A 23043-nucleotide genomic window follows, 5' to 3' on the forward strand; every position below is an offset into this window, starting at 1 on the left:
GGGGGGTAAGGGGTTGGGTAGTGGGGGGGGGAGGGGATCTCCCCCCGTTCCGCGGGGCATGGAACACGGGGGGGGTGGGGCCCCTCTTCCCCCCCCCCCACCCGCGCCACTCTCACTTCGACCCGCTTGCGGTGCCTACCAGTGCACGACGACCTTGTCGCCGACCTTCACCTGGTCGAAGAGGGTCGCGAGCTTCGCCCGGTCCCTGACGTTCACGCAGCCGTGCGAGCCCCCGTTGTAGCCGCGGGCCGCGAAGTCCGCCGAGTAGTGCACCGCCTGGCCGCGGCTGAAGTACATCGAGTACGGCATCGGCGTGTGGTAGAGCTTCGACCAGTCGTCGCGGACCTTGCGGTCGACGTTGAAGACGCCCTCGCGGGTCGGGGTGTTCTCCGAACCGAAGCGGACGTCCATCGACGAGACGACCTTGCCGTCGATCATCCAGGCCAGCGTGCGGGTCTCCTTGCTGATGCAGAGCACGCGCCCGGTCATGCAGCGCGGGTCCGGCGTGTCCAGCGCGTTGGACGTGGACGGCTTCAGCTCGTCGGAGGTCGGCTTGCGGGTCATCCCGACGAGCCGCTGCCAGGTGACCTCGTCCACCGAACCGGTCTGCGGCAGCTCCCGCTTCTTCTGGAAGGCCGAGACGGCCTTGCCGGTGATCGAGCCGTAGAAGCCGGTAGGCGCGCGGTCGAAGTAGCCGATCTGCCGCAGCCGCGCCTGGAGCTCCCGCACCTGCTTGTTCTCGTCGCCGTCCTTCATCAGGACCTTGCCGACGGGCTGGGCGGAGGTGGGGGAGGAGCTGGGCGTCGGGGAGGACGGCTTGTCGTCCGTCGTCGGCGTCGCGCTCGGGGAGTCCGAGGTCGGCGCCGGGGTCGTGGGCGCGGCCGAGGAGGAACTCGACGGCCCGCTCGTCGCGGGCGTGCTGCCGCCGCCCGCCGCCTGGGCCGTGCAGCCGGTGGCGATCGCCACCGCGGCCGCGGCCATGAGTGCTCTGCGTATGACGGACGAACGGCGCATCGGTGCCCCCCCGGGAATCGGCCTGTGTACCTATTGGATGCTTCCCGCGCGCGCTTGGTTGCGCACCCGGCGCAGCTACGGAGCATCCTTGTGAGGAAGGTCCCAGCGCGCGGCCCCGCCGTCGCAGGCCCGCCGCTGCAGTCCGTCGCGAGAATCCGTACCGGCCAGTAGGTTCAATCGGGAGGCACACCAGATGGCGCGTGAGTCGGAGTCGGGGCTGCCTGTCGAGCCGGTGTACGGGCCGGAGGTGCTGGAGGGGTGGGATCCGGCGGAGAAGCTGGGTGAGCCGGGGGCGTACCCGTTCACGCGTGGTGTGTACCGGTCGATGTACACGGGTCGCCCGTGGACGATGCGGCAGTACGCGGGTTTCGGCACGGCGGTGGAGTCGAATGCCCGGTACCGGCAGTTGATCGCGAACGGCACGACGGGGTTGTCCGTCGCGTTCGATCTGCCGACGCAGATGGGCCATGACTCCGATGCCCCGCTCGCGCACGGCGAGGTGGGGAAGGTCGGTGTGGCGATCGACTCGATCGACGACATGCGGGTGTTGTTCGACGGGATTCCGCTGGATCAGGTGTCGACGTCGATGACGATCAACGCGCCGGCCGCGCTGCTGCTGTTGCTGTACCAGCTCGTCGGTGAGGAGCAGGGGGTGCCGGCTCACCGGCTGACGGGCACGGTCCAGAACGATGTGCTGAAGGAGTACATCGCGCGGGGTACGTACATTTTTCCGCCCAAGCCCTCGCTGCGGTTGATCGCGGACATCTTCAAGTACTGCCGGGCCGAGATCCCGCGGTGGAACACGATCTCGATCTCGGGCTATCACATGGCGGAGGCGGGGGCCTCGCCGGCGCAGGAGATCGCGTTCACGCTCGCCGACGGTGTCGAGTACGTCCGTACGGCGGTGGCGGCGGGGATGGACGTGGACGATTTCGCGCCGCGTCTGTCGTTCTTCTTCGTGGCGCGGACGACGATCCTGGAGGAGGTGGCCAAGTTCCGGGCGGCGCGCCGGATCTGGGCGCGGGTGATGCGGGAGGAGTTCGGTGCGAAGGATCCCAAGTCGCTGATGCTCCGCTTCCACACCCAGACCGCGGGTGTGCAGCTCACCGCCCAGCAGCCCGAGGTGAATCTGGTGCGGGTCGCCGTGCAGGGCCTGGCGGCCGTCCTCGGGGGTACGCAGTCGTTGCACACGAATTCCTTCGACGAGGCCATCGCTCTGCCGACGGACAAGTCCGCGCGCCTGGCGCTGCGGACGCAGCAGGTTCTGGCGTACGAGACGGACGTGACCGCCACCGTCGATCCGTTCGCCGGCTCGTATGTCGTGGAGAGGATGACCGACGACATGGAGGCCGCCGTGCTGGAGCTGATGCGGAAGGTCGAGGACCTGGGCGGGGCGGTGAGCGCGATCGAGTGGGGTTTCCAGAAGGGTGAGATCGAGCGTTCGGCGTACCGGATCGCGCAGGAGACCGACAGCGGTGAGCGGGTCGTCGTGGGTGTGAACCGCTTCACGGTGGATGTGGAGGAGCCGTACGAGCCGTTGCGGGTGGACCCGGCCATCGAGGCGCAGCAGGTGGAGCGGCTGGCCCGGTTGCGCGCGGGGCGGGACCAGGCAGCGGTGGACGCGGCGCTGGCGGAGCTGAGGAAGGCGGCGGAGGGCACGGACAACGTGCTCTACCCGATGAAGGACGCGCTCAGGGCGCGGGCCACGGTCGGCGAGGTCTGCAACGCCCTCCGCGACATCTGGGGCACCTACGTACCGACGGACGCGTTCTGAGCCGCGTGTTCTGAGCCGCGCGTCCTGAGCCTCCGCGTGTCCTCAGCCTCCGCGTGTCCTCAGCCTCGGCGCGCCCTGATCCTCCGCGATACGAAACACCCGGGCGGAGTGTCGTACCCCCGTGCGACACTCCGTTCATGCTGGGTGTCACCGATCTTCCGACCTATCTCGTGGGCCTCGTCCTCATCATCCTTCTGCCGGGGCCGAACTCGCTCTACGTGCTGTCCGTCGCCGCCCGCAAGGGCACCCGGACCGGGTACAAGGCCGCCGCCGGCGTCTTCACCGGCGACGCGATCCTGATGACGCTGGCCGCACTCGGCGCCGCCTCGCTGCTCCAGACCACCCCGCTGCTCTTCATGATCGTGAAGTACGCGGGCGCGGGATACCTGGCGTGGATGGCGTACGGGATGATGCGCTCGGCCTGGGAGATGTGGCGCTCGCGCGGGGAGACCGCGGTCGAGGAGAGCGAGCAGGCCCACGCGGGGCCGGGGGAGAACCCGTACCGCAGGGCGCTGATCATCAGCCTCTTCAACCCGAAGGCGATCCTCTTCCTCATCTCGTTCTTCGTGCAGTTCGTGGACCCGGCGTACGCCTACCCGGCCCTCTCCTTCCTGGTGCTCGGCACGCTGCTGGAGATCGGCAGCTTCCTCTACCTGACGATGCTGATATTCGGCGGCACGCGGCTCGCCACCGCGTTCCGGCGCCGCAGGCGGCTCTCGGCCGGGGCCACCTCCGCCGCGGGCGCGCTCTTCCTCGGCTTCGCCGCGAAGCTCTCCCTCAGCAGCGCCGCTTGACCCTCACACCGTGTGAGGCCGTGTCGTAGGAGTCGTCATGTTCACCATCGGAGACTTCGCCCGGCACGGGCGGGTGTCGGTCCGCATGCTGCGCCACTACGACGCCATCGGACTGCTGCGCCCGGCCCATGTCGACCCGCACAGCGGCTACCGCTTCTACGAGGCGGACCAGCTCGCCCGCCTCAACCGCGTCATCGCGCTCAAGGAGCTCGGCTTCACCCTCGAACAGGTGGGGTCGATCCTCGACGAGCAGGTCGGCGCGGAGGAGCTGCGCGGCATGCTGCGGCTGCGCCAGGCAGAGCTGGAGACGGCCCTGGCGGAGGCGGCGGGACGGCTGGCCCAGGTCGGCGCGCGGCTCCGAGCCATCGAGAGCGAGGGGCACATGCCCACACAGGACGTCGTGATCAAGAGCATTCCGCCGGTACGGCTCGCCGAGCTGAGCGGCGTGGCGGGGGGCTTCGGCCCGGGAGAGATCGGTCCGGTCATCCAGCCGCTGTACGAGACGCTGTGCGCGCGGCTGGAGGCGGCGGGCGTCACGGGGTTCGGCCCGGGGATCGCGTACTACGAGGACGCTGGGCGGGGCGACGGCTCGGTCGTCGTCCACGCGGGGATGACGCTCCCCGCGGGTACCGAGGAGGTGGCGGGCGTCGATGTCGTCGTGCTGCCCGGCCTGGAGGAGGCGGCGACCGTCGTCCACCGGGGCCCGATGGAGGACCTCCTGCCGACGGTCCAGACCCTGGCCACCTGGATCGACGCCAACGGCTACCGCTCGACGGGCTACTCCCGCGAGCTCTACCTGGAAGTCCCGGAAGACCGCGCGAAGTGGGTGACGGAACTCCAGGAGCCGGTCACCCGCGCCTGACGCGACAGAGACCGACGGAGCAGGGGCCGGCCCGGACACCTGTCCGGGGCGGCCCCCTGCTCACTTCGCCAGCGCCCGCTTCAGTTTCAGCGCCCGCCGGGCCAGGCGGCGGACTCCTGGGTGGCGGGGGACCGGGATGCCGCCCGGGAGGCCCAGGACGGTGAGGCGGCGGCGCTTGAAGTAGTGCCGCGTTCCCTCCGCGAGCGGGCCCGACAGGTGTCGTACCGCCGCGCCCCGCAGGTCCGGTCGGATCTTGGGCTGCATCGCGAAGCCCACCGCCGAGACCAGGCCCGCGAGGGCCTCCGCGTCCCAGGCCGTGGCCGGCGCGGTGTCGTCCTCCAGGTCGGGGACGAGCGCGTCCACCAGGGTCGCCGGGACGCGGTTGCTGTTCTGGAACGGGGCCAGCCTCTCCAGGAGCGTCCGCGTGCCGACCCGGGCCACCGGGATCCCGTAGAACGCGTGCGCCGTCATCAGCGCCGTCGAGAAGCAGCCCACCACCAGCGCGGGACGCTGCTCCCGGTACACCACCTCGGCGAGCACCGGCCGGTCGAGGACGGTGAGTTCGGCGCCGAGCGCCTCCGCCTCCCGTGCCAGCCGCCGGGTCCAGGCGTCCGGCGCCGTGGGGTGCGGCTTGAAGACGAGCCGCCGGTACCCGCGCGCGATCGTGCCGCGCACCATCCGTACGTGCAGCTCCTCCTCCTCGTCCGGGGTCAGCAGCGAGAGCGCCGCGAGGTACTGGCCGAGCAGCAGCGCCGGGCCCTCCTCGGTGGCGGGGCCGGCCGTGTCCGCCAGCTCGGCGACCACCTTGGTGAAGGCCTCCGCCGGCACCACCTCGGGCGTCGGTCCGAACTCGCCCAGCAGCAGCGGCGCGAGCCCGGGCACCAGGTCCAGATGGAGCAGTCGCCGCACTCGGTCGCCGACCAGCGGGTCGATCTTGTTACGGGTCGGGCCGTAGCTCATCAGCCCGTCGGCGTACACGTCGAGCCGCGCCTCCGGGAACAGCCGGGCGATCGTCAGCGCCGGCGCGACCTGCACCGACTCCAGGGCGATCTCGATCCGGTCGTCGCCGAGGTCCCAGAGCCGCCGCAGATGACGTTCGAGCATCGGCACGTCGTCCGCGCGAGGCGACCAGCCGGCCGGGTGGAGCGGGGAGATCGCCTCGTTCCAGGACAGCACCGCGTCGAAGCGGCCGCGCAGCCGCTCGAAGCCGGGCATCTCGTCGAGAGCCGGTGTGGTCTCCGGCACCGCCGCGTTGTTGCCGACGAGCAGGAGCCTCCGGTCGGCCGGGCCGAAGCAGCCGCTATCGAGGGCGGCGGCCAGCGTCGCCGCGCCGTACAGGGTGGAGGCGTAGAAGATCTGGGTGGTCCTCACGCGGCGGCCCCCGAGCCCTGGCCGAGGGAGCCCGCGCGGCGGCGGCGCAGCTTGCGCAGGACGCCCGCCCGTTCCTCGTCCATCGAGGACAGTGCCTCGTCGAGCACGTCCTGCGGCATGCGCCGCAGCGCCCCCGCACTCATCGAGCGCAATTTCCTCGCCACCGCCGGTTCGAATCGTTCAATGGAGGAGACGTGGTGCGAAATGAGCGCGCAATAGGTACGGACGGCTTTCGGAAGAAGCCGGTCCGCGTCCGCGTCGTCGGCCGTCTCCTCGATCACCTGGTCGAAAGCCCGGATGAAATCGAGTTGGCGGATATCGCCGATCTGGGTCAGCGAGGTGGAGACACCGCGCCGGTAGAAGACGCCCAGTGTGCTCACCGCGGCGAAGGAGTCCGCCTCCCGGTGCAGCTTCCAGATCCACGGCCGGTCCTCCGCCGTCCGCAGGCCCGGGGTGAAGTGGAGCAGCCCGCGGTCGAGCAGCCGCCGGTGGTACATCCCCGCCCAGGCGTACGGATAGTCGACCGAGGTCGTCCGGTGGGCCGGCAGGATCGCGTCCCGGGGACGCAGCACCTCGTTCCGGCGCGCGATCGGGGCGCGCTTCACCGACCGGCGCCGGTCGGTGTTCACCACGTGGTCGGTGCGGAGGAAGTCGCAGTCCAGCTCGTCCATGGCCGTGACCAGCCGGGACAGGTGCCCGGGGGCGAGCCAGTCGTCGCCGTCGAGGAACGCGAGATAGCGCCCTCGGGCGGCGTCGAGTCCGGTGTTGCGCGCGGTGGCAAGACCCTCGTTCCTCTCGTGCCGGAGCAGAACGGCCCCCGGGATGTCGCGTGCGGCCCGTTCGAGGATCTCCGGCGTCCCGTCCGTCGAGCAGTCGTCGACGAGAAGGAACTCGAAGTCCTCGCGGGTGTTCGCGCGCAGGCTTGTCAGGGTGTCTGGGGCATATGTCTGCACGTTGTAGAACGGCACGACGACGGAGAGCTTGACCACCCGGCCGACGCTAGGCGCCGCCCCGGCATTCGTTCTGACCGGCAGAGGGATGTTCGGTGAACACGAAGAGGCGGGCGGCTTAACCACCCCCGATCCCGGCCGTTTTCAGCGTGCGGAGAGGCTCTGTTCACCGTTTGTTGTGGCTCAGTTGGGCCAGCACACGAAATGCGTCTCTAGCGTCCTCGACGTGCCAGCAAGTACCCATGAACGAGTACGCGTAGCCGTACTCGCCGACTCCGACACCCGGTGGAAATGGGGCGCGCTCACCGCGCGCCGCATCACGAATGCCGAACCCACCGGTTTCGTCCTGCGCGGCCGGGCGACCCCCACCGCGCGTCAACTCGCCGAGACGGGGGTGTCCACCACACCCCCGCGCGAGGTGACGGGCGCGGAGTTCCTTCGTGAGGTACGGGACGGGGAGTACGACCTCGTCGTCCTCTCCCTCGTCGGCGGCACGGTCCGCGCGGTCCTCCAGGGGATCGCCGACCTGAACCTGCAGCGCCGCCCGCTGATCGTCACCGGCTATGTCGGAGTCGTCTACGAGAAGCTCGCCGACGGTCTCCTGCTGCGCCACGGCGCGGACGTCGTCCTCGCCAACTCCCGCCACGACGCGGAGCGTTTCCGTGCCGTGTACGAAGGAGTGGGCGCCGACGCCTCCTCGGTGGTGGAGGCGGCGCTGCCGTTCCTCGGCGGTGCGCCCTACGCCCCCGAGCCCGGCCGGGACACGCTCGTCTTCGCCGCCCAGCCGTCCGTGCCGGTCACCCGCGCCGACCGCGCGTACCTGCTCCGCAGGCTCGTCGAGCACGCGCGGCTGCACCCGGGGCGGGAGGTGCTGCTCAAGCTCCGCTCCAAGCCGGGCGAGCACACCACCCACCTGGAGGAGCTGCCGTACCAGAAGCTGGTGCGCGACCTGGACACCCCGCCCAACTTCCGTCTGGTGTACGGGCACATGGGCGAGGTCCTGGACCGCACCGACCTGCTGGTCACGGTCTCCTCGACGGCCGCGCTCGAAGCGCTGCACCGGAGGATCCCCACGGCGATCCTCACCGACATGGGCGTGCGCGAGGTCCTCGGCAACCACCACTTCATCGGATCGGGGCTGCTGACCTCCTTCGACCGGCTCGACGCGGACGTCCGCCCGAAGCCGGACGAGGAGTGGCTCGCCCGGCAGGGCGTCGCGTCCGAGGGCGGGTACGAGAAGGCCTTCGACGGCGCCCGCGCGCGGGTCGCCGAACTGCTCGACGGGCCGCCGCTGCCCCCGATCACCCCCTACTACACAACGGAGACGGCTCCGGGATACCTGCCCGGGATCCTCGCCCGCCACCGCCTCGACGTGACCGCCCCGGCGAGCCGCGACAGCGGGCTGCGCCGGATCGTCCGGGAGGCGGCGCGGGGCGCGTACCGCCACGGCGTCCAGCGCGTGGCCCCCGTCATCCGCCGTCTTGGAGAACTCTGATGACCACGACCGTGCTTGCCGTCATCCCGGCGCGGGGCGGTTCCAAGGGCGTCCCCGCCAAGAACCTCGCCCCGGTTGCGGGGGTCCCGCTGGTCTCCCGCGCGGTCCGCGCCTGCCTCGGCGCCCCTCTCGTGACCGATGTCGTCGTCTCCACGGACGACGCGGCGATCGCCTCGGCGGCCCGCGCGGCCGGCGCGGAGGCGATCCACCGTCCGGCGTCGATCGCCGGCGACACGGCCACCAGCGAGTCGGCGGTCCTGCACGCGATGGACGCGTTCGAGGCGACGAGCGGGCGCCGCGCGGACGTGATCCTCCTCGTCCAGTGCACGAGCCCCTTCCTCACGGCGGGCGAGGTCAACGGCACCGTGGAGAGGATCGTCGAGGGCGGCGCGGACACGGCCTTCACGGCCGCCCCGACCCACGGCTTCCTCTGGCGGGAGACCCCCGAGGGCGGGACCGGCGGGGAGGACTCCGGGGCCTACGGTGTCAACCACGACAAGGCGCACCGCCCCCGCCGGCAGGACCGCGAGGCCGAGTACCTGGAGACCGGAGCCGTCTACGCGATGGCCGCCGAGGGCTTCCGTACCCACAAGCACCGCTTCTTCGGCCACACCGCGCTCGTCGTCACCGACCCCGCCCGGGTCCTGGAGATCGACGACCCGCACGACCTGGCCCGCGCCCGCGCGCTCGCCCCGCTGCTCGACACGCCGATCACCCCCGGCTTCGACGACGTCGACGCCGTGGTCCTCGACTTCGACGGCACGCAGACCGACGACCGGGTCCATCTCGACTCCGAGGGACACGAGTTCGTCTCCGCGCACCGGGGCGACGGCCTCGGTATCGCGGCCCTGCGCCGGGCCGGCATGCCGGTCCTGATCCTCTCGACCGAGCAGAACGCCGTCGTCGCCGCCCGCGCCCGCAAGCTCCGGATCCCCGTCCTGCACGGCATCGACCGCAAGGACCTCGCCCTCAAGCAGTGGTGCGAGGAGCAGGGCATCGACCCGCAGCGCGTCCTCTACGCCGGCAACGACGTCAACGACCTCCCGTGCTTCCACCTCGTCGGCTGGCCGGTCGCGGTGGCGAGCGCGCACGACTCCGTACGGGCCGCCGCCCGTGCGGTGACCCTCACCCCCGGTGGCTCCGGAGCCGTCCGCGAGATCGCGGCCTGGCTTCTCGGACCCGAGCTCCACACCCCCAACTCCTAAGGAACACCAGAACCATGAGCAACCGTCTCCGCACGTTCGGCAGCAAGACCGCGGGCCCCGGCTGGCCCGTCTACGTCACCGGTGAGATCGGCATCAACCACAACGGCGACCTCGAGAACGCCCTCGCGCTCATCGACGTGGCGGCCGAGGCCGGCTGCGACGCCGTGAAGTTCCAGAAGCGCACGCCCGAGATCTGCACCCCGCGCGACCAGTGGGACATCGAGCGGGACACCCCCTGGGGCCGCATGACCTACATCGACTACCGCCACCGTGTGGAGTTCGGCGAGGACGAGTACCGCGCCATCGACGAGCACTGCGAGAAGCGCGGCATCGACTGGTTCGCCTCCCCGTGGGACACCGAGGCCGTCACCTTCCTGGAGAAGTTCGACGTCCCGGCCCACAAGGTCGCCTCCGCCTCCCTCACGGACGACGAGCTGCTCCGCTCGCTGCGCGCCACCGGCCGTACGGTCATCCTCTCGACCGGCATGTCGACGCCGAAGCAGATCCGTCACGCGGTCGAGGTCCTGGGCAGCGACAACATCCTGCTCTGCCACGCCACGTCCACCTACCCGGCCAAGGCCGAGGAGCTCAACCTCAACGTGATCAACACGCTGAAGGAGGAGTACCCGAACGTCCCGATCGGCTACTCCGGGCACGAGACCGGCCTCCAGACCACGCTGGCCGCCGTCGCCCTCGGCGCCACGTTCGTCGAGCGCCACATCACCCTCGACCGCGCCATGTGGGGCTCCGACCAGGCCGCCTCGGTCGAGCCGCAGGGCCTGCAGCGCCTGGTCCGCGACATCCGCACGATCGAGACCGCGCTCGGTGACGGCGTCAAGAAGGTCTACGAGTCGGAGCTCGGCCCGATGAAGAAGCTCCGCCGGGTCCAGGGGTCTGTCGCCGCATGACCGGCCAGCTGGCGTTCGTCGAGAGCCCGGTCCAGCTCCTGAACGTCCTGGAGTGGGCACACGCCCAGTCCCTCGCCGTCGGGGGCACGACCGCCCCCGACGGCCGGGGGGCCGCGATACACGCGCCCGCGCGCGCCGGGGACCAGGCGCCCCCGCCCGCTGCGGCCCCGCGCCCCGCGACTCCCGCCAGCACCACCGGCCCCGACGGCCGGGGGACCGTGGCCGACGGGCACGACCGCGGCGGGCTCACCGTCGTCGTGCTCTCGCCGACCGACCCGATGTCGCGCGGTCAGCTGCGCCGGATGGCTCAGCTGGCCCGCGACGACGGGTTCACCGTGCACTGGCAGGAGGCCCGTGGCACCCGCGGCTCCCTCGCACGGACGCTGCGAGAACTCGCCCCGCTGCTGCGGTCGGCCGAGCGCGTCATCGTCGGGGACCCGTTCTCGCGCTACGTGCAGCTCCTGCTCACGCTCTTCGCCCCCAGGAGTCTGACGGTCGTCGACGACGGCACCGCCACCATGGAGTACGCCGCCCAACTGGCCCGAGGCGAGCGCCTGGTGCGCTGGCACCGGCGTGGCAGCCGGGGACCGCGCGAGCTGGTGCTCGCGCCGGTGACCGCCGCCGCCCGCCGCAAGCTCGCCCCGACCCGGCGCCGTACCGTCGAGATCTTCACCTCGCTCCCGGTCGACCCTCCGCCCGGCACGACCGTCACCCGGAACACCTTCGCCTGGACCCGGTCGCGCTTCGGCCCGCCCCGGCTCACCAAGGGCGCGGACCTGGTCGGCACCTCGCTGGTCGAGACCGGTGTGGTCGACCCCGACCAGTACGCCGTCGTCGTCGCCGAGCTGGCCCGTACCCACGGCGCCACCCGCTACTTCGCGCACCGCCGCGAGGCGACCGAGAAGCTGCACCGGATCGCGGTGGAGACCGGTCTGGAGATCGTCCGCCCCGATATGCCGCTGGAGCTGATCGCCCGGCGCGGCCCGATCGGTCGTACGGTGGTCAGTTTTCCCTCGACCGTCGTCCACACCCTGCCGCTCGCTCTGGCCGGCACGGGGGTCAAGGTCGCCGTCTGCGAGATCGCGCCGGAGTGGCTCAAGAAGACCGCCTCCCCCCGGGCCCAGGGCTTCCTGGCCGGAGTCGCGGGCACGGCGGCCCACGAGGTCGACCGGCTGACCGCCCAGAGGGCTCAGGCCACCCAGACCCCACAACGGCTCGAATTCGGGTGAGCTTACCCACAACGGATGGTCGTCAAGCCTGGTAAACCGAGATTCTTTCCCCTATCGGGCTGAACTTTTCGTGATCAACGGGCAGTTGATCTTTGAAGGGGCCTACCCTTCAAAAGGTGAACCAGTTGAAGTCCCGTGAGCCCGGCTCCGTCGCTCTGCCCGGAACGCTGTCCGCGCCGCTGCGCGCCGAACTGATCGCGTTCCGCCGCGACTTGCACATGCACCCCGAGCTCGGCAACCAGGAGTTCCGGACGACCGCGGCCGTGAAGGCCCGGCTGGAGGCCGCGGGACTCGCGCCGAAGATCCTCCCGGCGGGCACGGGCCTGGTGTGCGACATCGGCACTTCAGGAGGGGGGCGAAGCTCGGACAAGGGTGACGGCGGGCCACGGGTGGGGCGGGCACGGCCCATGCTGGCGATCCGCGCCGACCTCGACGCGCTGCCCATTCCGGACGTCAAGACCGTCGCGTACCGCTCCACCGTGCCCAATCGGGCCCACGCATGTGGACACGATGTCCACACCACCACCGTGCTGGGCGCCGGGCTCGTCCTCGCCGAGCTCGACCGGCAGGGGCTGCTCCCCAACCCGGTACGGCTGATCTTCCAGCCCGCCGAGGAGGTGCTGCCCGGCGGCGCCGCCGACGCCATTGAGTACGGCGTCCTGGACGGGGTCGGCCGGATCATCGCCGTGCACTGCGACCCGAAGGTGGACGCGGGCCGGATCGGTCTGCGCCCCGGGCCCATCACCTCCGCCTGCGACCGTCTCGAAGTCACCCTCGACGGCCCCGGCGGCCACACGGCCCGCCCGCACCTCACCACGGACCTGGTCACGGCCGCCGCCCGGATCGCCGTCGACGTTCCGGCCCTGCTCGCCCGCCGGGTGGACGCCCGCTCGGGCCTCGCGGTCACCTGGGGCCGTATCGAGGCCGGCCACGCCTGCAACGTCATCCCGCAGCACGCCGAACTCTCCGGCACGGTCCGCTGCCTCGACCTGCCCGCCTGGCGCGACGCCCCGGACCTGGTCCACGCGGCGATCGACGAGATCGCCACCCTCCACCGCGCCAAGTCGACCATCAACTACGTCCGCGGGGTCCCCCCGGTCGTCAACGACCCGGTCATCACCGAACTGCTCCGGGAGGCCATGACCGCCCGCCGGGGAGCGGAGCAGGTCGAGGACACCGAGCAGAGCCTCGGCGGCGAGGACTTCTCCTGGTACCTGGAGCACGTCCCCGGCGCGATGGCCCGCCTGGGTGTCCGTACCCCCGGCGACCCGACACGCCGGGACCTGCACGCGGGCGACTTCGACGTGGACGAGCGGGCCATCGCGGTGGGTGTCGAGCTGTTCACCGCGGCGGCCCTGCTCGACGCCGCACCGCGGCTCTGACGCGCCCGGACGGGTTCGCCCGGTCGGCGCAGCGGCCTGCGCACGTCCGGCCCAGTGGCCTGCGCACGTTCGGCCCAGCGGTCCGCGCGCCGTCGCGCGGGCCCGGGTCGAACGCCCGCACCAGCGGGTATAACCGGTCGTGCCGGGTCGGACGCCGTCGGTCGTCCTTCTGGCCGGTTCGCGACGATCCGATAACGACTCATGAACGGGTCTTTAACTGACATCTACGCGCGTTACGATCCACGCGAAACCAGCGCCGGAAGAGGCGCTTTCGGTCAGTCTCGAAGGGACCCTCCTCTTGCGCCGGGTATCCAAGATCGTTTCCGCGTCCGTTGCGACCGCGGCCCTCGCTCTCACCGCCACCGCTTGCGGTGAGTCGTCCACCGAGTCCGCATCCGACTCGGACACCATCAAGGTCGGCATGGCGTACGACGTCGGTGGCCGTGGCGACAACTCGTTCAACGACTCCGCCGCCCGCGGCCTCGACAAGGCCAAGGCCGACCTCGGTGTCGAGACCAAGGAGCTCACCGCCAAGACCGGTGAGACCCCGGCCGACCGCGAGCAGCGCCTCACCTCCCTCGCCGAGGGTGGCTTCAACCCGGTCATCGGTGTCGGCTTCGCCTACAAGGACGCGATCGACAAGACCGCTGCCAAGTTCCCGAACACCACCTTCGGCCTCGTCGACTCGGTCTCCGAGGCGAAGAACGTCGACTCGATCGTCTTCACCGAGGAGCAGGGCTCGTACCTCGCCGGTGTCGCGGCCGCGCTGAAGTCCAAGGACGGCAAGATCGGCTTCATCGGCGGTGTCGACATTCCGCTGATCAAGAAGTTCGCCGCCGGCTTCCAGCAGGGTGTCAAGGACACCAAGCCGGACGCCACGGTCACGATCCAGTACCTGTCGACCGGCACGGACATGTCCGGCTTCGGCGCCCCGGACAAGGGCAAGGCCGCCGCCAAGGGCATGCTCGACAAGGGCATCGACGTCATCTACGCCGCCGCGGGCGGCTCGGGCGCCGGCGCCATCGAGGCCGTCGCCGCCAAGCCCGGCACCTGGGCGATCGGTGTCGACTCGGACCAGGCCAAGGACCCGGCCCTGTCCAAGTACGCCGGCTCGATCCTGACCTCGGTCGTCAAGAACGTCGACACCGGCGTCTTCGAGCTCGTCAAGTCCGTCCAGGACGGCAAGCCGATGACCGGCACGCACGTCTACTCGCTCGCCGAGAACGGTGTCTCCCTGACCACCACCGGTGGCCACCTCACCGACATCCAGGCCCAGATCGACGAGGCCAAGAAGAAGATCGTCGACGGTCAGATCAAGGTCGCCACGACCCTCTGACATCCGTCGGAGGGGGCCCGGAGAGCGGCTTCGGCCGACACTCCGGGCCCCCTTCACACGTCTGCCCGTGGGCAGTTGCACGATTTTCCAAAAGCTACGCGCGTAGCGTCCGTCGTGCAGGGTATTTTTCGCCACCGACAGCGTCTGCGCACCGGCCTCTTCCCCTCCTCACGCTCCCTGCCTAGGAGAGTGCGTCATCAAAGCCTCCAGCCCCAGCAGTCCCAACGCCGTAGAACTCCGCGGCATCACCAAGCGTTTCCCCGGAGTCGTGGCCAACCACGACATCGACATCACCGTGCGCCGCGGCACCGTGCACGCCCTCGTGGGCGAGAACGGCGCGGGCAAGTCGACCCTGATGAAGATCCTCTACGGCATGCAGAAGCCGGACGAGGGCACCATCACGGTCGACGGCGAGCAGGTGACGTTCCACAGCCCCGGCGACGCCATCGCCCGCGGCGTCGGCATGGTGCACCAGCACTTCATGCTCGCGGACAACCTCACGGTCCTCGAGAACGTCGTCCTCGGCTCCGAGAAGCTGTACGGCATCGGTGACAAGGCCCGCGCCAAGATCAAGGAGATCTCCGGCGCGTACGGTCTCGGCGTCCGCCCCGACGCGCTCGTCGAGGACCTCGGTGTGGCCGACCGTCAGCGCGTGGAGATCCTCAAGGTCCTCTACCGCGGCGCCCGCACCCTGATCCTCGACGAGCCGACCGCCGTGCTCGTCCCGCAGGAGGTCGACGCGCTCTTCGACAACCTGCGCGAGCTCAAGGCGGAGGGCCTGACGGTCATCTTCATCTCGCACAAGCTGGGCGAGGTCCTGTCGGTCGCCGACGAGATCACCGTCATCCGCCGCGGCACCACGGTCGGCACCGCCGACCCGAGGCACACCACGACCAAGCAGCTGGCCGAGCTCATGGTCGGCGCCGAGCTCCCGTCGCCGGAGACCCGCGAGTCGACGGTCACGGACGTGCCGATGCTGACGGTCCGGGACCTGTCGCTCAGCGCCGTCGACCCCGACGGTGTGGTCCGCGCGGTCCTCGGCGGCATCACCTTCACCATCCACAAGGGTGAGGTGCTCGGCATCGCCGGTGTCGAGGGCAACGGCCAGTCCGAGCTCGTCGACACGATCATGGGCATGCGCAACGCGGACCGCGGTGTGGTGACCCTCGACGGCGCGGACATCTCCCACGCGCCGACGCGCAAGCGTCGCGAGGACGGCATCGGCTGCATCCCCGAGGACCGCCACCGGCACGGTCTGCTCCTGGAGGCCCCCCTCTGGGAGAACCGGATCCTCGGCCACGTCACCGAGAAGCCCAACTCCAAGGGCGCCATCCTCGACCTCAAGGCCGCCCGCAAGGACACCGAGCGGATCGTCCGCGAGTACGACGTCCGCACCCCCGGCATCGACGTCACCGCGGCCTCCCTCTCCGGCGGCAACCAGCAGAAGCTGATCGTCGGCCGCGAGATGAGCCACGACCCCAAGCTGCTGATCGCCGCGCACCCCACCCGGGGTGTGGACGTCGGCGCGCAGGCGCAGATCTGGGACCAGATCCGCGAGGCGCGCCGGGAGGGCCTGGCGGTCCTGCTGATCTCCGCCGACCTGGACGAGCTGATCGGCCTCTCCGACACCCTGCGCGTGATGTACCGCGGGCGTCTGGTGGCCGACGCCGACCCGGCGACCATCACCCCGGAGGAGCTGGGCTCGGCCATGACCGGCGCCGCCGCCGGTCACCTTGAGCACGATGAGAGCCCTGAGGGCACCGACGGCCCGGAGGACGAGGCCCGATGAAGAAGTTCGACAAGGAGCGGGTGCTCCTGGGCATCGCGGCGCCGCTGCTCGCGATCGTCGCCGCCTTCCTGATCACCGCCCTGGTGCTCGCGGCCACCGGCAAGGAGCCGTTCAGCGCCTTCGGGATCATGTTCGACTACGGCATCAAGTCGGACAGCCAGGTCTACATCATCAACAAGGCGACGACGTACTACCTGGCGGGCCTCGCGGTGGCCATCGGCTTCCGCATGAACCTGTTCAACATCGGTGTCGACGGTCAGTACCGTCTCGCCGCCTTCTTCGCCGCCGCCGTCGGTGGCGCGCTGACCCTGCCGGGCATCGTCCAGATCCCGCTGATCATCATCACCGCGATGATCGTCGGCGCCATGTGGGCGGGCATCGCCGGTGTCCTCAAGACCACCCGGGGTGTCAGCGAGGTCGTCTCGACGATCATGCTGAACTTCATCGCGACCGCGATCATCGGCTACCTCCTCCAGCCCGGCCGCCTCGGCCACCTGGACGAGGCCGGCACCGAGGTCGCCACCAGCCCGCTGCCGGAGTCCTCGCACTTCTTCGAGTTCCCGACCACGCCGACCCCGATCATCGGTTTCGTCGTGATCGCCGCCATCGCCGGCGTCGCGTTCTGGTTCACGCTCGCCCGCACCCGCTTCGGCTTCGACCTGCGCACCGTCGGTCAGTCCGACACGGCCGCCGCGGCCAGCGGTGTCAACGTCAAGAAGATGGTCGTCACGTCGATGCTGATCTCCGGCGGTATGGCCGGTCTGATCGGCATGCCGACGCTGCTCAACGAGTCCTACGAGTACGGCGGCGGGTTCCCGGTCGGCATCGGATTCACCGGTATCGCCATCGCGCTGCTCGGCCGCAACAACCCGGTCGGCATCGCGCTCGCCGCGATCCTCTGGGCCTTCCTGGAGCGCGGCGGCCAGCAGCTGGAGTTCGAGGACTACGACAGGGAGATCGTCGGCGTCATGCAGGGCGTCATCGTCCTCTGCGTCGTCATCGCCTACGAAGTCGTCCGCCGCTACGGCATCAAGCGCCAGCAGCGTCAGGTCGGCGAGAAGCTCGCGGCCCAGGCCCGTTCCAACAACACGACGGAGGTGTCGGCGTGACCGCCACGGCGACTTCCACCCCGCCGCCCGCCGCGCCCAAGGCGGCCCGCGGCAAGGGCGGCCGCACCCGCCTCTCGCTGCCCGTGATCCTGCTGATCGTCGCGGGCGGGCTCATCGCCCTCTCCGCAGTCCGCGCCATCACCGGCGCGCAGGACCTCACCTCGGCCGGCCAGATCAGCGCCGCGCTCTCGCTCGCCGTGCCGATCGGCCTCGCCGGTCTCGGCGGTCTGTGGGCCGAGCGCGCGGGCGTGGTCAACATCGGCCTCGAAGGCATGATGATCCTCGGCACCTTCTTCGGTGCCTGGGCCGGCTGGCAGACCAGCCCCTGGATCGGCATCCTCGCCGGTGTCCTGGGCGGCATGTTCGGCGGTCTGCTGCACGCGGTCGCCACCGTCACCTTCGGCGTCGACCACATCATCTCCGGTATCGCGATCAACATCCTGGCGCTCGGTGTCACCAGCTACTTCGCCAAGCTGTGGTTCAACACCGGCGAGGCCGCGGCCAAGGGCGGCAGCCCCAAGCAGTCCCCGCCGTCCGAGGACATCACCTCGATCACGATCCCGGGCCTGTCCGACTGGCTGGCCGACATCGAGAAGCACCACTGGTTCCTGATCTCGGACATCGCCGGCATCCTCGGCGGTCTGGTCACCAACCTGTCGCTGGTCACGATCCTCGCCGTGCTGCTGGTGATCGGTACGTACTTCGTGCTGTGGAAGACCTCGTTCGGTCTGCGCCTGCGCTCCTGCGGCGAGAACCCGATCGCCGCCGAGTCCCTCGGCGTCAACGTCTACAAGTACAAGTACATCGCCGTGATCGTCTCCGGCGGTATGGCCGGTCTCGGCGGCGCCTTCCTGTCGCTGGTCACCTCGCACATCTACAACGAGGGCCAGACCGGTGGCCGTGGCTACATCGGCCTCGCGGCGATGATCTTCGGCAACTGGCGGCCGGGCGGCCTGGCGATGGGCGCGGGCCTGTTCGGCTTCGCGGACGCGCTCCAGCTGCGCAGCGGCGGCGACTCCGTGCACGCGCTGCTCCTGCTGCTCTTCGCGGTCCTCGTCGCGATCGCGGCCTGGAAGGCGTACAAGAAGCGCTGGATCACCTCCTCGATCGCCATCGTCATCGGCGTCGGCGTCTTCATCTGGTACCTCGGTACCGAGACGGTCCCGGTCGAGTTCGTCAGCGCCACGCCGTACGTGGTGACCCTGCTGGTGCTGTCGCTCTCCGCACAGCGCCTGCGGATGCCCAAGGCGGACGGCATGCGCTACCGCAAGGGCGAGGGCAAGTGACGCCCAGCGCCCTGGCGCCCGACTGGGAGCTGCTGCGGGTGACGGCCCGGGACGCCATGTCCCGTGCCTACGCCCCGTACTCCGGCTTCCCGGTCGGCGCCGCCGCGCTCGTCGACGACGGGCGGGTGGTCTCCGGCTGCAACGTGGAGAACGCCTCGTACGGCCTCGGGCTGTGCGCGGAGTGCGGGCTCGTCTCGCAGCTCCAGGCCACCGGCGGCGGCAGGCTGACCCACTTCGTCTGCGTGGACGGCCAGGGCGAGGCCCTGGTGCCGTGCGGGCGGTGCCGGCAGCTGCTGTACGAGTTCGGCGGCCCCGAACTCGTCCTGGAGACCCCGGCCGGGTTCGTCACCCTCGCCGAGATGCTCCCGCAGGCCTTCGGCCCGGACCACCTCGAGAAGTAAGACCGCGGAGCGGCCCTTCCGGCACGATGGGAAGGGCCGCTCCTCCTTTCCCCTCTATGCGCGTAGAAAGAGGCACCACCATGGACGTCATCTCCGTCATCCGCACCAAGCGGGACAAGGGCGAGCTGAGCCCGGAGCAGATCGACTGGGTCATCGACGCCTACACCCGCGGCGAGGTCGCCGACGAGCAGATGTCCGCCCTGGCCATGGCCATCCTGCTCAACGGCATGAACCGCACGGAGATCGCCCGCTGGACCGCCGCGATGATCGCGAGCGGCGAGCGCATGGACTTCTCCTCGCTCTCCCGCCCCACCTCTGACAAGCACTCCACCGGCGGTGTCGGCGACAAGATCACCCTCCCGCTGGCCCCGCTCGTCGCCGCCTGCGGCGCGGCCGTGCCGCAGCTCTCGGGCCGGGGCCTCGGCCACACCGGCGGCACGCTGGACAAGCTGGAGTCGATCCCCGGCTGGCGCGCGCTGCTCTCCAACGAGGAGATGCTGCACGTCCTGGACACCACCGGCGCGGTCATCTGCGCGGCGGGCGACGGTCTGGCGCCGGCGGACAAGAAGCTCTACGCGCTGCGGGACGTCACCGGCACGGTGGAGGCCATCCCGCTGATCGCCTCCTCGATCATGTCGAAGAAGATCGCCGAGGGCACGGGCTCGCTGGTCCTGGACGTGAAGGTCGGCTCCGGCGCCTTCATGAAGACCATCGAGAACGCGCGCGAGCTCGCCTCGACGATGGTCGGCCTGGGCACGGACAGCGGTGTGAAGACGGTCGCGCTGCTCACCGACATGTCGACCCCGCTCGGCCTGACCGCCGGCAACGCCCTCGAGGTCCGCGAGTCGGTCGAGGTCCTCGCGGGCGGCGGCCCGGCGGACGTCGTCGAGCTGACGATCGCGCTGGCGCGCGAGATGCTCGACGCGGCCGGGATCAAGGACGCGGACCCGGCGAAGGCGCTGGCGGACGGCTCGGCGATGGACGTCTGGCGCCGCATGATCGCGGCGCAGGGCGGCGACCCGGACGCGACCCTGCCGGTCGCCCGCGAGCAGCACGTCGTGACCGCGGCCTCGTCGGGCGTCCTGACCCGCCTCGACGCGTACGACATCGGCATCGCCGCCTGGCGCCTCGGCGCCGGCCGCGCCCGCAAGGAGGACCCGGTCCAGGCGGGCGCGGGCGTCGAACTGCACGCCAAGCCGGGTGACACGGTCACGGCGGGCCAGCCCCTGCTGACGCTCCACACGGACACGCCGGAGAAGTTCGACTACGCCCTGAACTCCCTCGACGCGGCCTGGGACATCGCCGCGGAGGGCACGGCGTTCACCCCGAACCCGATCGTGCTTGACCGTATCGCCTGAGGGATATGCCTCTGACACCTTCGGGTGAACGGGACCGGTGGACCACCGCCGGTCCCGTTCGGCATGCTGGGATCGGTGACGACCGACTGAGGAGCACACCATGAGCGCACTCGCCGTCGAGCCCGGGCAGGGCTGGGACGACCTCGTCCGTCTCTGGCATGAGATGGACTGGCCCGAGGGCTGCAAGGTGGAGATCATCGAGGGGATCATCACCGTGGCGCCTTCGCCCGCCAACCAGCACAACGGCATCGCCAACAAGCTCCAGCGTCGGCTGTATCAGGCAATTCCCGAGGATTGGGGCGTCTATCAGACTCAGGCGGTTGCCATCCCGACCCGCTCGGGGATGTACATTCCAGACCTGTTGGTGACCCCCGAAGTGGCTCTCGACGAACCTGGCCACTACATCCCGGCCACGGCAGCCGAGCTCGTTGTCGAGATCACGTCGCAGTCGAACGCCAATCATGACCGCATCAGCAAAGCGGCCGGATACGCCACGGCAGGCGTGCCGCTGTATCTGCTCATCGATCGGTGGGCACCCGGTGGCCCGACGGTGACGCTGTTCGGCGAACCGCGGAGCGACGTCTACCGGGTGCTGCGCGCCGTGAAGTTCGGCGAGGAGATCCACCTCCCCGACCCCTTCGACCTGACGATCGACACCAGCACGTTCCCGATCTAGGCGCCGCCCGGCCCGCCGCGGCCCGGCCCGCCGATGAGTTCCGGCCGCGGCAAGGGTCTCCCTGGTGTGGACACCAGTCGACCGCTCGTACTCACCCTCGCCTCCCGTGCCACCCCCGACGAGGTCGCCCGGCTCTGCGCCGTGCTCGAAAGGGTGCCACCCGCCGACGTGATCTGCGAGGTCGGCGGGCTGACGCACACCGACCTCGCCGCCGTGGAGGCTCTTGCCCGGCTGAAGCTCACCGCCGGGCGCCTCGGGCATCGGCTCACGTTCCGGGGGGCCGGCGGGGAGCTGCGGCTCCTCCTCGACCTGGTCGGGCTCGCCGAGGTCCTGTGACGGGGGCCCTTACGCCGGGAGCCGCTCCGGAAGGTCGAAGAGCGGGAACCACCGCTTGGTGTCCAGGAAGAAGTCCATCCCGCCGACCTTGCCGTCCCGCACCTCCAGGACGATCAGGGCCCACGGGCTGTACCCGCCCTCCGGGTCCGGGTGGTAGTGCGCGAACGCGGGCGAGCCGTTCGCCACGGTCGGCACCAGCTTCGAGCCGCGGCAGACGTCGCCGACCCCGAGCATCCAGCCCACGATGTCGTCGTGGCCGCGCAGCCAGAGGTCGTACGGCGGCATGGACATCGTCGCGTCCTCGTGGAGGAGCGCGGTCAGCGCCTTCATGTCGTACCCCTCGAAGGCCGCGACATAGCGCTCCAGAAGCTGCTTCTGCTCCTCGTCCAGCGGATCCGCCGCGTCCGAGACCGCCGGTTCGTTCTCGGCGATCGTGGCGCGCGCCCGCTGCAGCGCGCTGTTGACCGAGGCGACCGAGGTGTCGAGCAGCTCGGCGACCTCGCTCGCCTTCCAGGCCAGCACCTCGCGCAGGATCAGCACGGCCCGCTGCTTCGGCGGCAGGTGCTGCAGGGCGGCGACGAACGCGAGGCGCACGGTCTCACGGGAGACCGCGGTCTCGGCCGGGTCGGCCACGGACGGCAGCACCCGTCCGTCCGGGACCGGCTCCAGCCAGGTGATCTCCGGCCGGGCGTTCAGCTGCGCCTGGGCGACCGGTGTGGCGGCCGTCAGATCCATCGGCCGGGCCCGCTTGTTCCCCGCGTTGAGCGCGTCCAGGCACACGTTCGTCGCGATGCGGTAGAGCCAGGAGCGGAGCGAGGAGCGTCCCTCGAAGGAGTCGAGCGACCGCCAGGCGCGGACCATCGTGTCCTGCACGGCGTCCTCGGCCTCGAACGACGAGCCGAGCATCCGGTAGCAGTAACCGGTCAGCTCCGTGCGGTACTTCTCCAGCTCGGAGTTCCGGTCCGCCGTTGCCAGGTCACTCATGAACGTCCACCCCAGTCGCCCCTCATCGGCACCGGTGCTGTGCCGATGAGGGGAAGCTACCGCAGCCCTCTGACAGCGCGGGTCAGGTTCCGGGCTTCCGCCCGTAGACGTACACGTCGTCCCCGTTCCTGAGCAGGTTCCAGTACGCCTTGGCGTCGGCCGGACGCATGTTGACGCAGCCGCCCGAACCCGGCGGGTTCCACATGGACTTGGTCGTGGAGTGGAAGGCCTGTCCGCCGTCGAAGAACTGCGAGTACGGCATCGAGACGTGGTAGATCGTCGACCAGTGGTTGATCTTGCGCCAGTAGATCTTCCTGGCGCCGGTGCGGGTCTCGGTCCCGTCCTTGCCCGTACGGACCGGCACCGGACCGTACTTCAGCTTCTTGCCGTCCTGGATCCAGCTCAGCTGCCGTGTCAGGTCGACACAGGCGATCCGGCCCTTGTTCGTCGGGCACTTCCCCGCCTTGTTCGGGTTCTTGCCGGCGGCCTTCTGCTCCAGCATCGTGTTCATCGACCGCCAGGTCAGCGGCCCGGCGTACCCCATGGTCGGGGTGATGCCGTGCTTGCGCTGGAACGACTGGACGGCCTTGCAGTCGGCGAGCGACTGCCTGCCGTCCGCCGTCCGCCCGAGAAACCTCTCCACCTGCTTCTGGTACGGCCCCGTCGTCACGTTGCACGACGCCGCCTGGGCCGTCCCCGCGCCGAGTGCCACCGTCAGCGGCACCACCATCGAGGTGATGCCGAGGACGATCCCGGCGCGCTTCCTTATCCCGTTCATGATCAC

Annotated in this window: 21 protein-coding genes; 16 read left to right on the top strand and 5 right to left on the bottom strand. The window is 70.4% G+C overall.

From position 1 onward, the window contains the following. Positions 1-135: 135 nt before the first annotated feature. On the bottom strand, positions 136-981 hold the full coding sequence (locus tag ACFUJR_RS05400; RefSeq protein ID WP_383163249.1) for a L,D-transpeptidase family protein: 846 nt from the start codon (positions 979-981) through the stop codon (positions 136-138). Between the two features lie 226 nt (positions 982-1207). Between ACFUJR_RS05400 and ACFUJR_RS05405 the strand changes: the two genes are divergently transcribed. The 3 genes from ACFUJR_RS05405 (at position 1208) to ACFUJR_RS05415 (ending at position 4444) form a co-directional block, all read left to right on the top strand. Further along, on the top strand, positions 1208-2788 hold the full coding sequence (locus ACFUJR_RS05405; protein ID WP_383163247.1) for a methylmalonyl-CoA mutase: 1581 nt from the start codon (positions 1208-1210) through the stop codon (positions 2786-2788). A 137-nt stretch (positions 2789-2925) separates the two neighbouring features. Continuing rightward, a complete protein-coding gene (gene leuE, locus ACFUJR_RS05410) occupies positions 2926-3582 on the top strand; it encodes a leucine efflux protein LeuE (protein ID WP_383163245.1) in 657 nt (218 codons plus the stop codon). 37 nt (positions 3583-3619) lie between these two features. Then, positions 3620-4444, top strand: coding sequence for a MerR family transcriptional regulator (locus ACFUJR_RS05415; RefSeq protein WP_383163243.1), 825 nt, complete (start codon positions 3620-3622; stop codon positions 4442-4444). A gap of 60 nt (positions 4445-4504) precedes the next feature. Here the strand turns inward: ACFUJR_RS05415 and ACFUJR_RS05420 are convergent, their stop codons facing one another. Both ACFUJR_RS05420 and ACFUJR_RS05425 read right to left on the bottom strand, forming a co-directional pair. Beyond that, the gene (locus ACFUJR_RS05420; RefSeq protein ID WP_383163242.1) at positions 4505-5815 is read right to left on the bottom strand and encodes an alpha-2,8-polysialyltransferase family protein; all 1311 of its coding nucleotides are present in this window, start codon (positions 5813-5815) and stop codon (positions 4505-4507) included. Next, complete coding sequence (locus ACFUJR_RS05425; RefSeq protein WP_383163240.1) at positions 5812-6804, bottom strand: glycosyltransferase family 2 protein; 993 nt, start codon at positions 6802-6804, stop codon at positions 5812-5814. The genes ACFUJR_RS05420 and ACFUJR_RS05425 overlap by 4 nt, the downstream gene beginning before the upstream one ends. A gap of 187 nt (positions 6805-6991) precedes the next feature. Here ACFUJR_RS05425 and ACFUJR_RS05430 point away from each other — a divergent pair, with 187 nt between their 5' ends. The 13 genes from ACFUJR_RS05430 to ACFUJR_RS05490 all read left to right on the top strand — a co-directional run bounded on the left by ACFUJR_RS05430 (position 6992) and on the right by ACFUJR_RS05490 (position 21275). Continuing rightward, entirely contained in the window at positions 6992-8260 is a 1269-nt protein-coding gene (locus ACFUJR_RS05430) for a DUF6716 putative glycosyltransferase (protein ID WP_383163238.1), read from the top strand. Then, on the top strand, positions 8260-9465 hold the full coding sequence (locus ACFUJR_RS05435) for a cytidylyltransferase domain-containing protein (protein WP_383163236.1): 1206 nt from the start codon (positions 8260-8262) through the stop codon (positions 9463-9465). Before ACFUJR_RS05430 ends, ACFUJR_RS05435 begins: the two co-directional genes overlap by 1 nt. Before the next feature lie 14 nt (positions 9466-9479). After that, entirely contained in the window at positions 9480-10373 is an 894-nt protein-coding gene (locus tag ACFUJR_RS05440; RefSeq protein ID WP_383163235.1) for an N-acetylneuraminate synthase family protein, read from the top strand. Continuing rightward, positions 10370-11602 (top strand): hypothetical protein, encoded by a 1233-nt coding sequence (locus ACFUJR_RS05445; protein ID WP_383163233.1) that lies wholly within the window; start codon positions 10370-10372, stop codon positions 11600-11602. Before ACFUJR_RS05440 ends, ACFUJR_RS05445 begins: the two co-directional genes overlap by 4 nt. Before the next feature lie 116 nt (positions 11603-11718). Further along, positions 11719-12984 (top strand): M20 family metallopeptidase, encoded by a 1266-nt coding sequence (locus ACFUJR_RS05450; RefSeq protein ID WP_383163232.1) that lies wholly within the window; start codon positions 11719-11721, stop codon positions 12982-12984. Between the two features lie 298 nt (positions 12985-13282). Continuing rightward, a complete protein-coding gene (locus ACFUJR_RS05455; RefSeq protein ID WP_383163230.1) occupies positions 13283-14320 on the top strand; it encodes a BMP family protein in 1038 nt (345 codons plus the stop codon). Between the two features lie 196 nt (positions 14321-14516). Then, positions 14517-16109 (top strand): ABC transporter ATP-binding protein, encoded by a 1593-nt coding sequence (locus ACFUJR_RS05460; protein WP_383163313.1) that lies wholly within the window; start codon positions 14517-14519, stop codon positions 16107-16109. Further along, positions 16106-17218 (top strand): ABC transporter permease, encoded by a 1113-nt coding sequence (locus ACFUJR_RS05465; RefSeq protein ID WP_383163228.1) that lies wholly within the window; start codon positions 16106-16108, stop codon positions 17216-17218. The genes ACFUJR_RS05460 and ACFUJR_RS05465 overlap by 4 nt, the downstream gene beginning before the upstream one ends. After that, the gene (locus ACFUJR_RS05470; protein WP_383163226.1) at positions 17215-18504 is read left to right on the top strand and encodes an ABC transporter permease; all 1290 of its coding nucleotides are present in this window, start codon (positions 17215-17217) and stop codon (positions 18502-18504) included. The genes ACFUJR_RS05465 and ACFUJR_RS05470 overlap by 4 nt, the downstream gene beginning before the upstream one ends. Beyond that, positions 18501-18905 (top strand): cytidine deaminase, encoded by a 405-nt coding sequence (locus ACFUJR_RS05475; protein ID WP_383163224.1) that lies wholly within the window; start codon positions 18501-18503, stop codon positions 18903-18905. The genes ACFUJR_RS05470 and ACFUJR_RS05475 overlap by 4 nt, the downstream gene beginning before the upstream one ends. 80 nt (positions 18906-18985) lie before the next feature. Beyond that, positions 18986-20263 (top strand): thymidine phosphorylase, encoded by a 1278-nt coding sequence (locus ACFUJR_RS05480; protein ID WP_383163223.1) that lies wholly within the window; start codon positions 18986-18988, stop codon positions 20261-20263. Positions 20264-20363: 100 nt separating this feature from the next. Next, entirely contained in the window at positions 20364-20939 is a 576-nt protein-coding gene (locus ACFUJR_RS05485) for a Uma2 family endonuclease (protein WP_383163221.1), read from the top strand. Between the two features lie 66 nt (positions 20940-21005). Continuing rightward, positions 21006-21275, top strand: coding sequence for an STAS domain-containing protein (locus ACFUJR_RS05490; protein WP_383163219.1), 270 nt, complete (start codon positions 21006-21008; stop codon positions 21273-21275). Between the two features lie 9 nt (positions 21276-21284). Here ACFUJR_RS05490 and ACFUJR_RS05495 read toward each other — a convergent pair whose 3' ends face one another. Together ACFUJR_RS05495 and ACFUJR_RS05500 are read right to left on the bottom strand one after the other, a co-directional pair. Then, the gene (locus ACFUJR_RS05495) at positions 21285-22259 is read right to left on the bottom strand and encodes a sigma-70 family RNA polymerase sigma factor (protein WP_383163217.1); all 975 of its coding nucleotides are present in this window, start codon (positions 22257-22259) and stop codon (positions 21285-21287) included. 82 nt (positions 22260-22341) lie between these two features. Beyond that, positions 22342-22989, bottom strand: coding sequence for a L,D-transpeptidase family protein (locus tag ACFUJR_RS05500; protein WP_383163312.1), 648 nt, complete (start codon positions 22987-22989; stop codon positions 22342-22344). Positions 22990-23043 lie beyond the last annotated feature (54 nt).

The organism is Streptomyces sp. NPDC057271, assembly GCF_042668715.1.
Lineage (GTDB): Bacteria > Actinomycetota > Actinomycetes > Streptomycetales > Streptomycetaceae > Streptomyces.

What these genes read in the sequence shown, in the direction of transcription:
- ACFUJR_RS05400 (WP_383163249.1), bottom strand. Translation starts at nt 981, where the DNA reads ATGGCCGCGGCCGCGGTGGCGATCGCCACCGGCTGCACGGCCCAGGCG.
- ACFUJR_RS05405 (WP_383163247.1), top strand. Translation starts at nt 1,208, where the DNA reads ATGGCGCGTGAGTCGGAGTCGGGGCTGCCTGTCGAGCCGGTGTACGGG.
- leuE (WP_383163245.1), top strand. Translation starts at nt 2,926, where the DNA reads ATGCTGGGTGTCACCGATCTTCCGACCTATCTCGTGGGCCTCGTCCTC.
- ACFUJR_RS05415 (WP_383163243.1), top strand. Translation starts at nt 3,620, where the DNA reads ATGTTCACCATCGGAGACTTCGCCCGGCACGGGCGGGTGTCGGTCCGC.
- ACFUJR_RS05435 (WP_383163236.1), top strand. Translation starts at nt 8,260, where the DNA reads ATGACCACGACCGTGCTTGCCGTCATCCCGGCGCGGGGCGGTTCCAAG.
- ACFUJR_RS05440 (WP_383163235.1), top strand. Translation starts at nt 9,480, where the DNA reads ATGAGCAACCGTCTCCGCACGTTCGGCAGCAAGACCGCGGGCCCCGGC.
- ACFUJR_RS05445 (WP_383163233.1), top strand. Translation starts at nt 10,370, where the DNA reads ATGACCGGCCAGCTGGCGTTCGTCGAGAGCCCGGTCCAGCTCCTGAAC.
- ACFUJR_RS05465 (WP_383163228.1), top strand. Translation starts at nt 16,106, where the DNA reads ATGAAGAAGTTCGACAAGGAGCGGGTGCTCCTGGGCATCGCGGCGCCG.
- ACFUJR_RS05480 (WP_383163223.1), top strand. Translation starts at nt 18,986, where the DNA reads ATGGACGTCATCTCCGTCATCCGCACCAAGCGGGACAAGGGCGAGCTG.
- ACFUJR_RS05485 (WP_383163221.1), top strand. Translation starts at nt 20,364, where the DNA reads ATGAGCGCACTCGCCGTCGAGCCCGGGCAGGGCTGGGACGACCTCGTC.
- ACFUJR_RS05495 (WP_383163217.1), bottom strand. Translation starts at nt 22,259, where the DNA reads ATGAGTGACCTGGCAACGGCGGACCGGAACTCCGAGCTGGAGAAGTAC.
- ACFUJR_RS05500 (WP_383163312.1), bottom strand. Translation starts at nt 22,989, where the DNA reads ATGGTGGTGCCGCTGACGGTGGCACTCGGCGCGGGGACGGCCCAGGCG.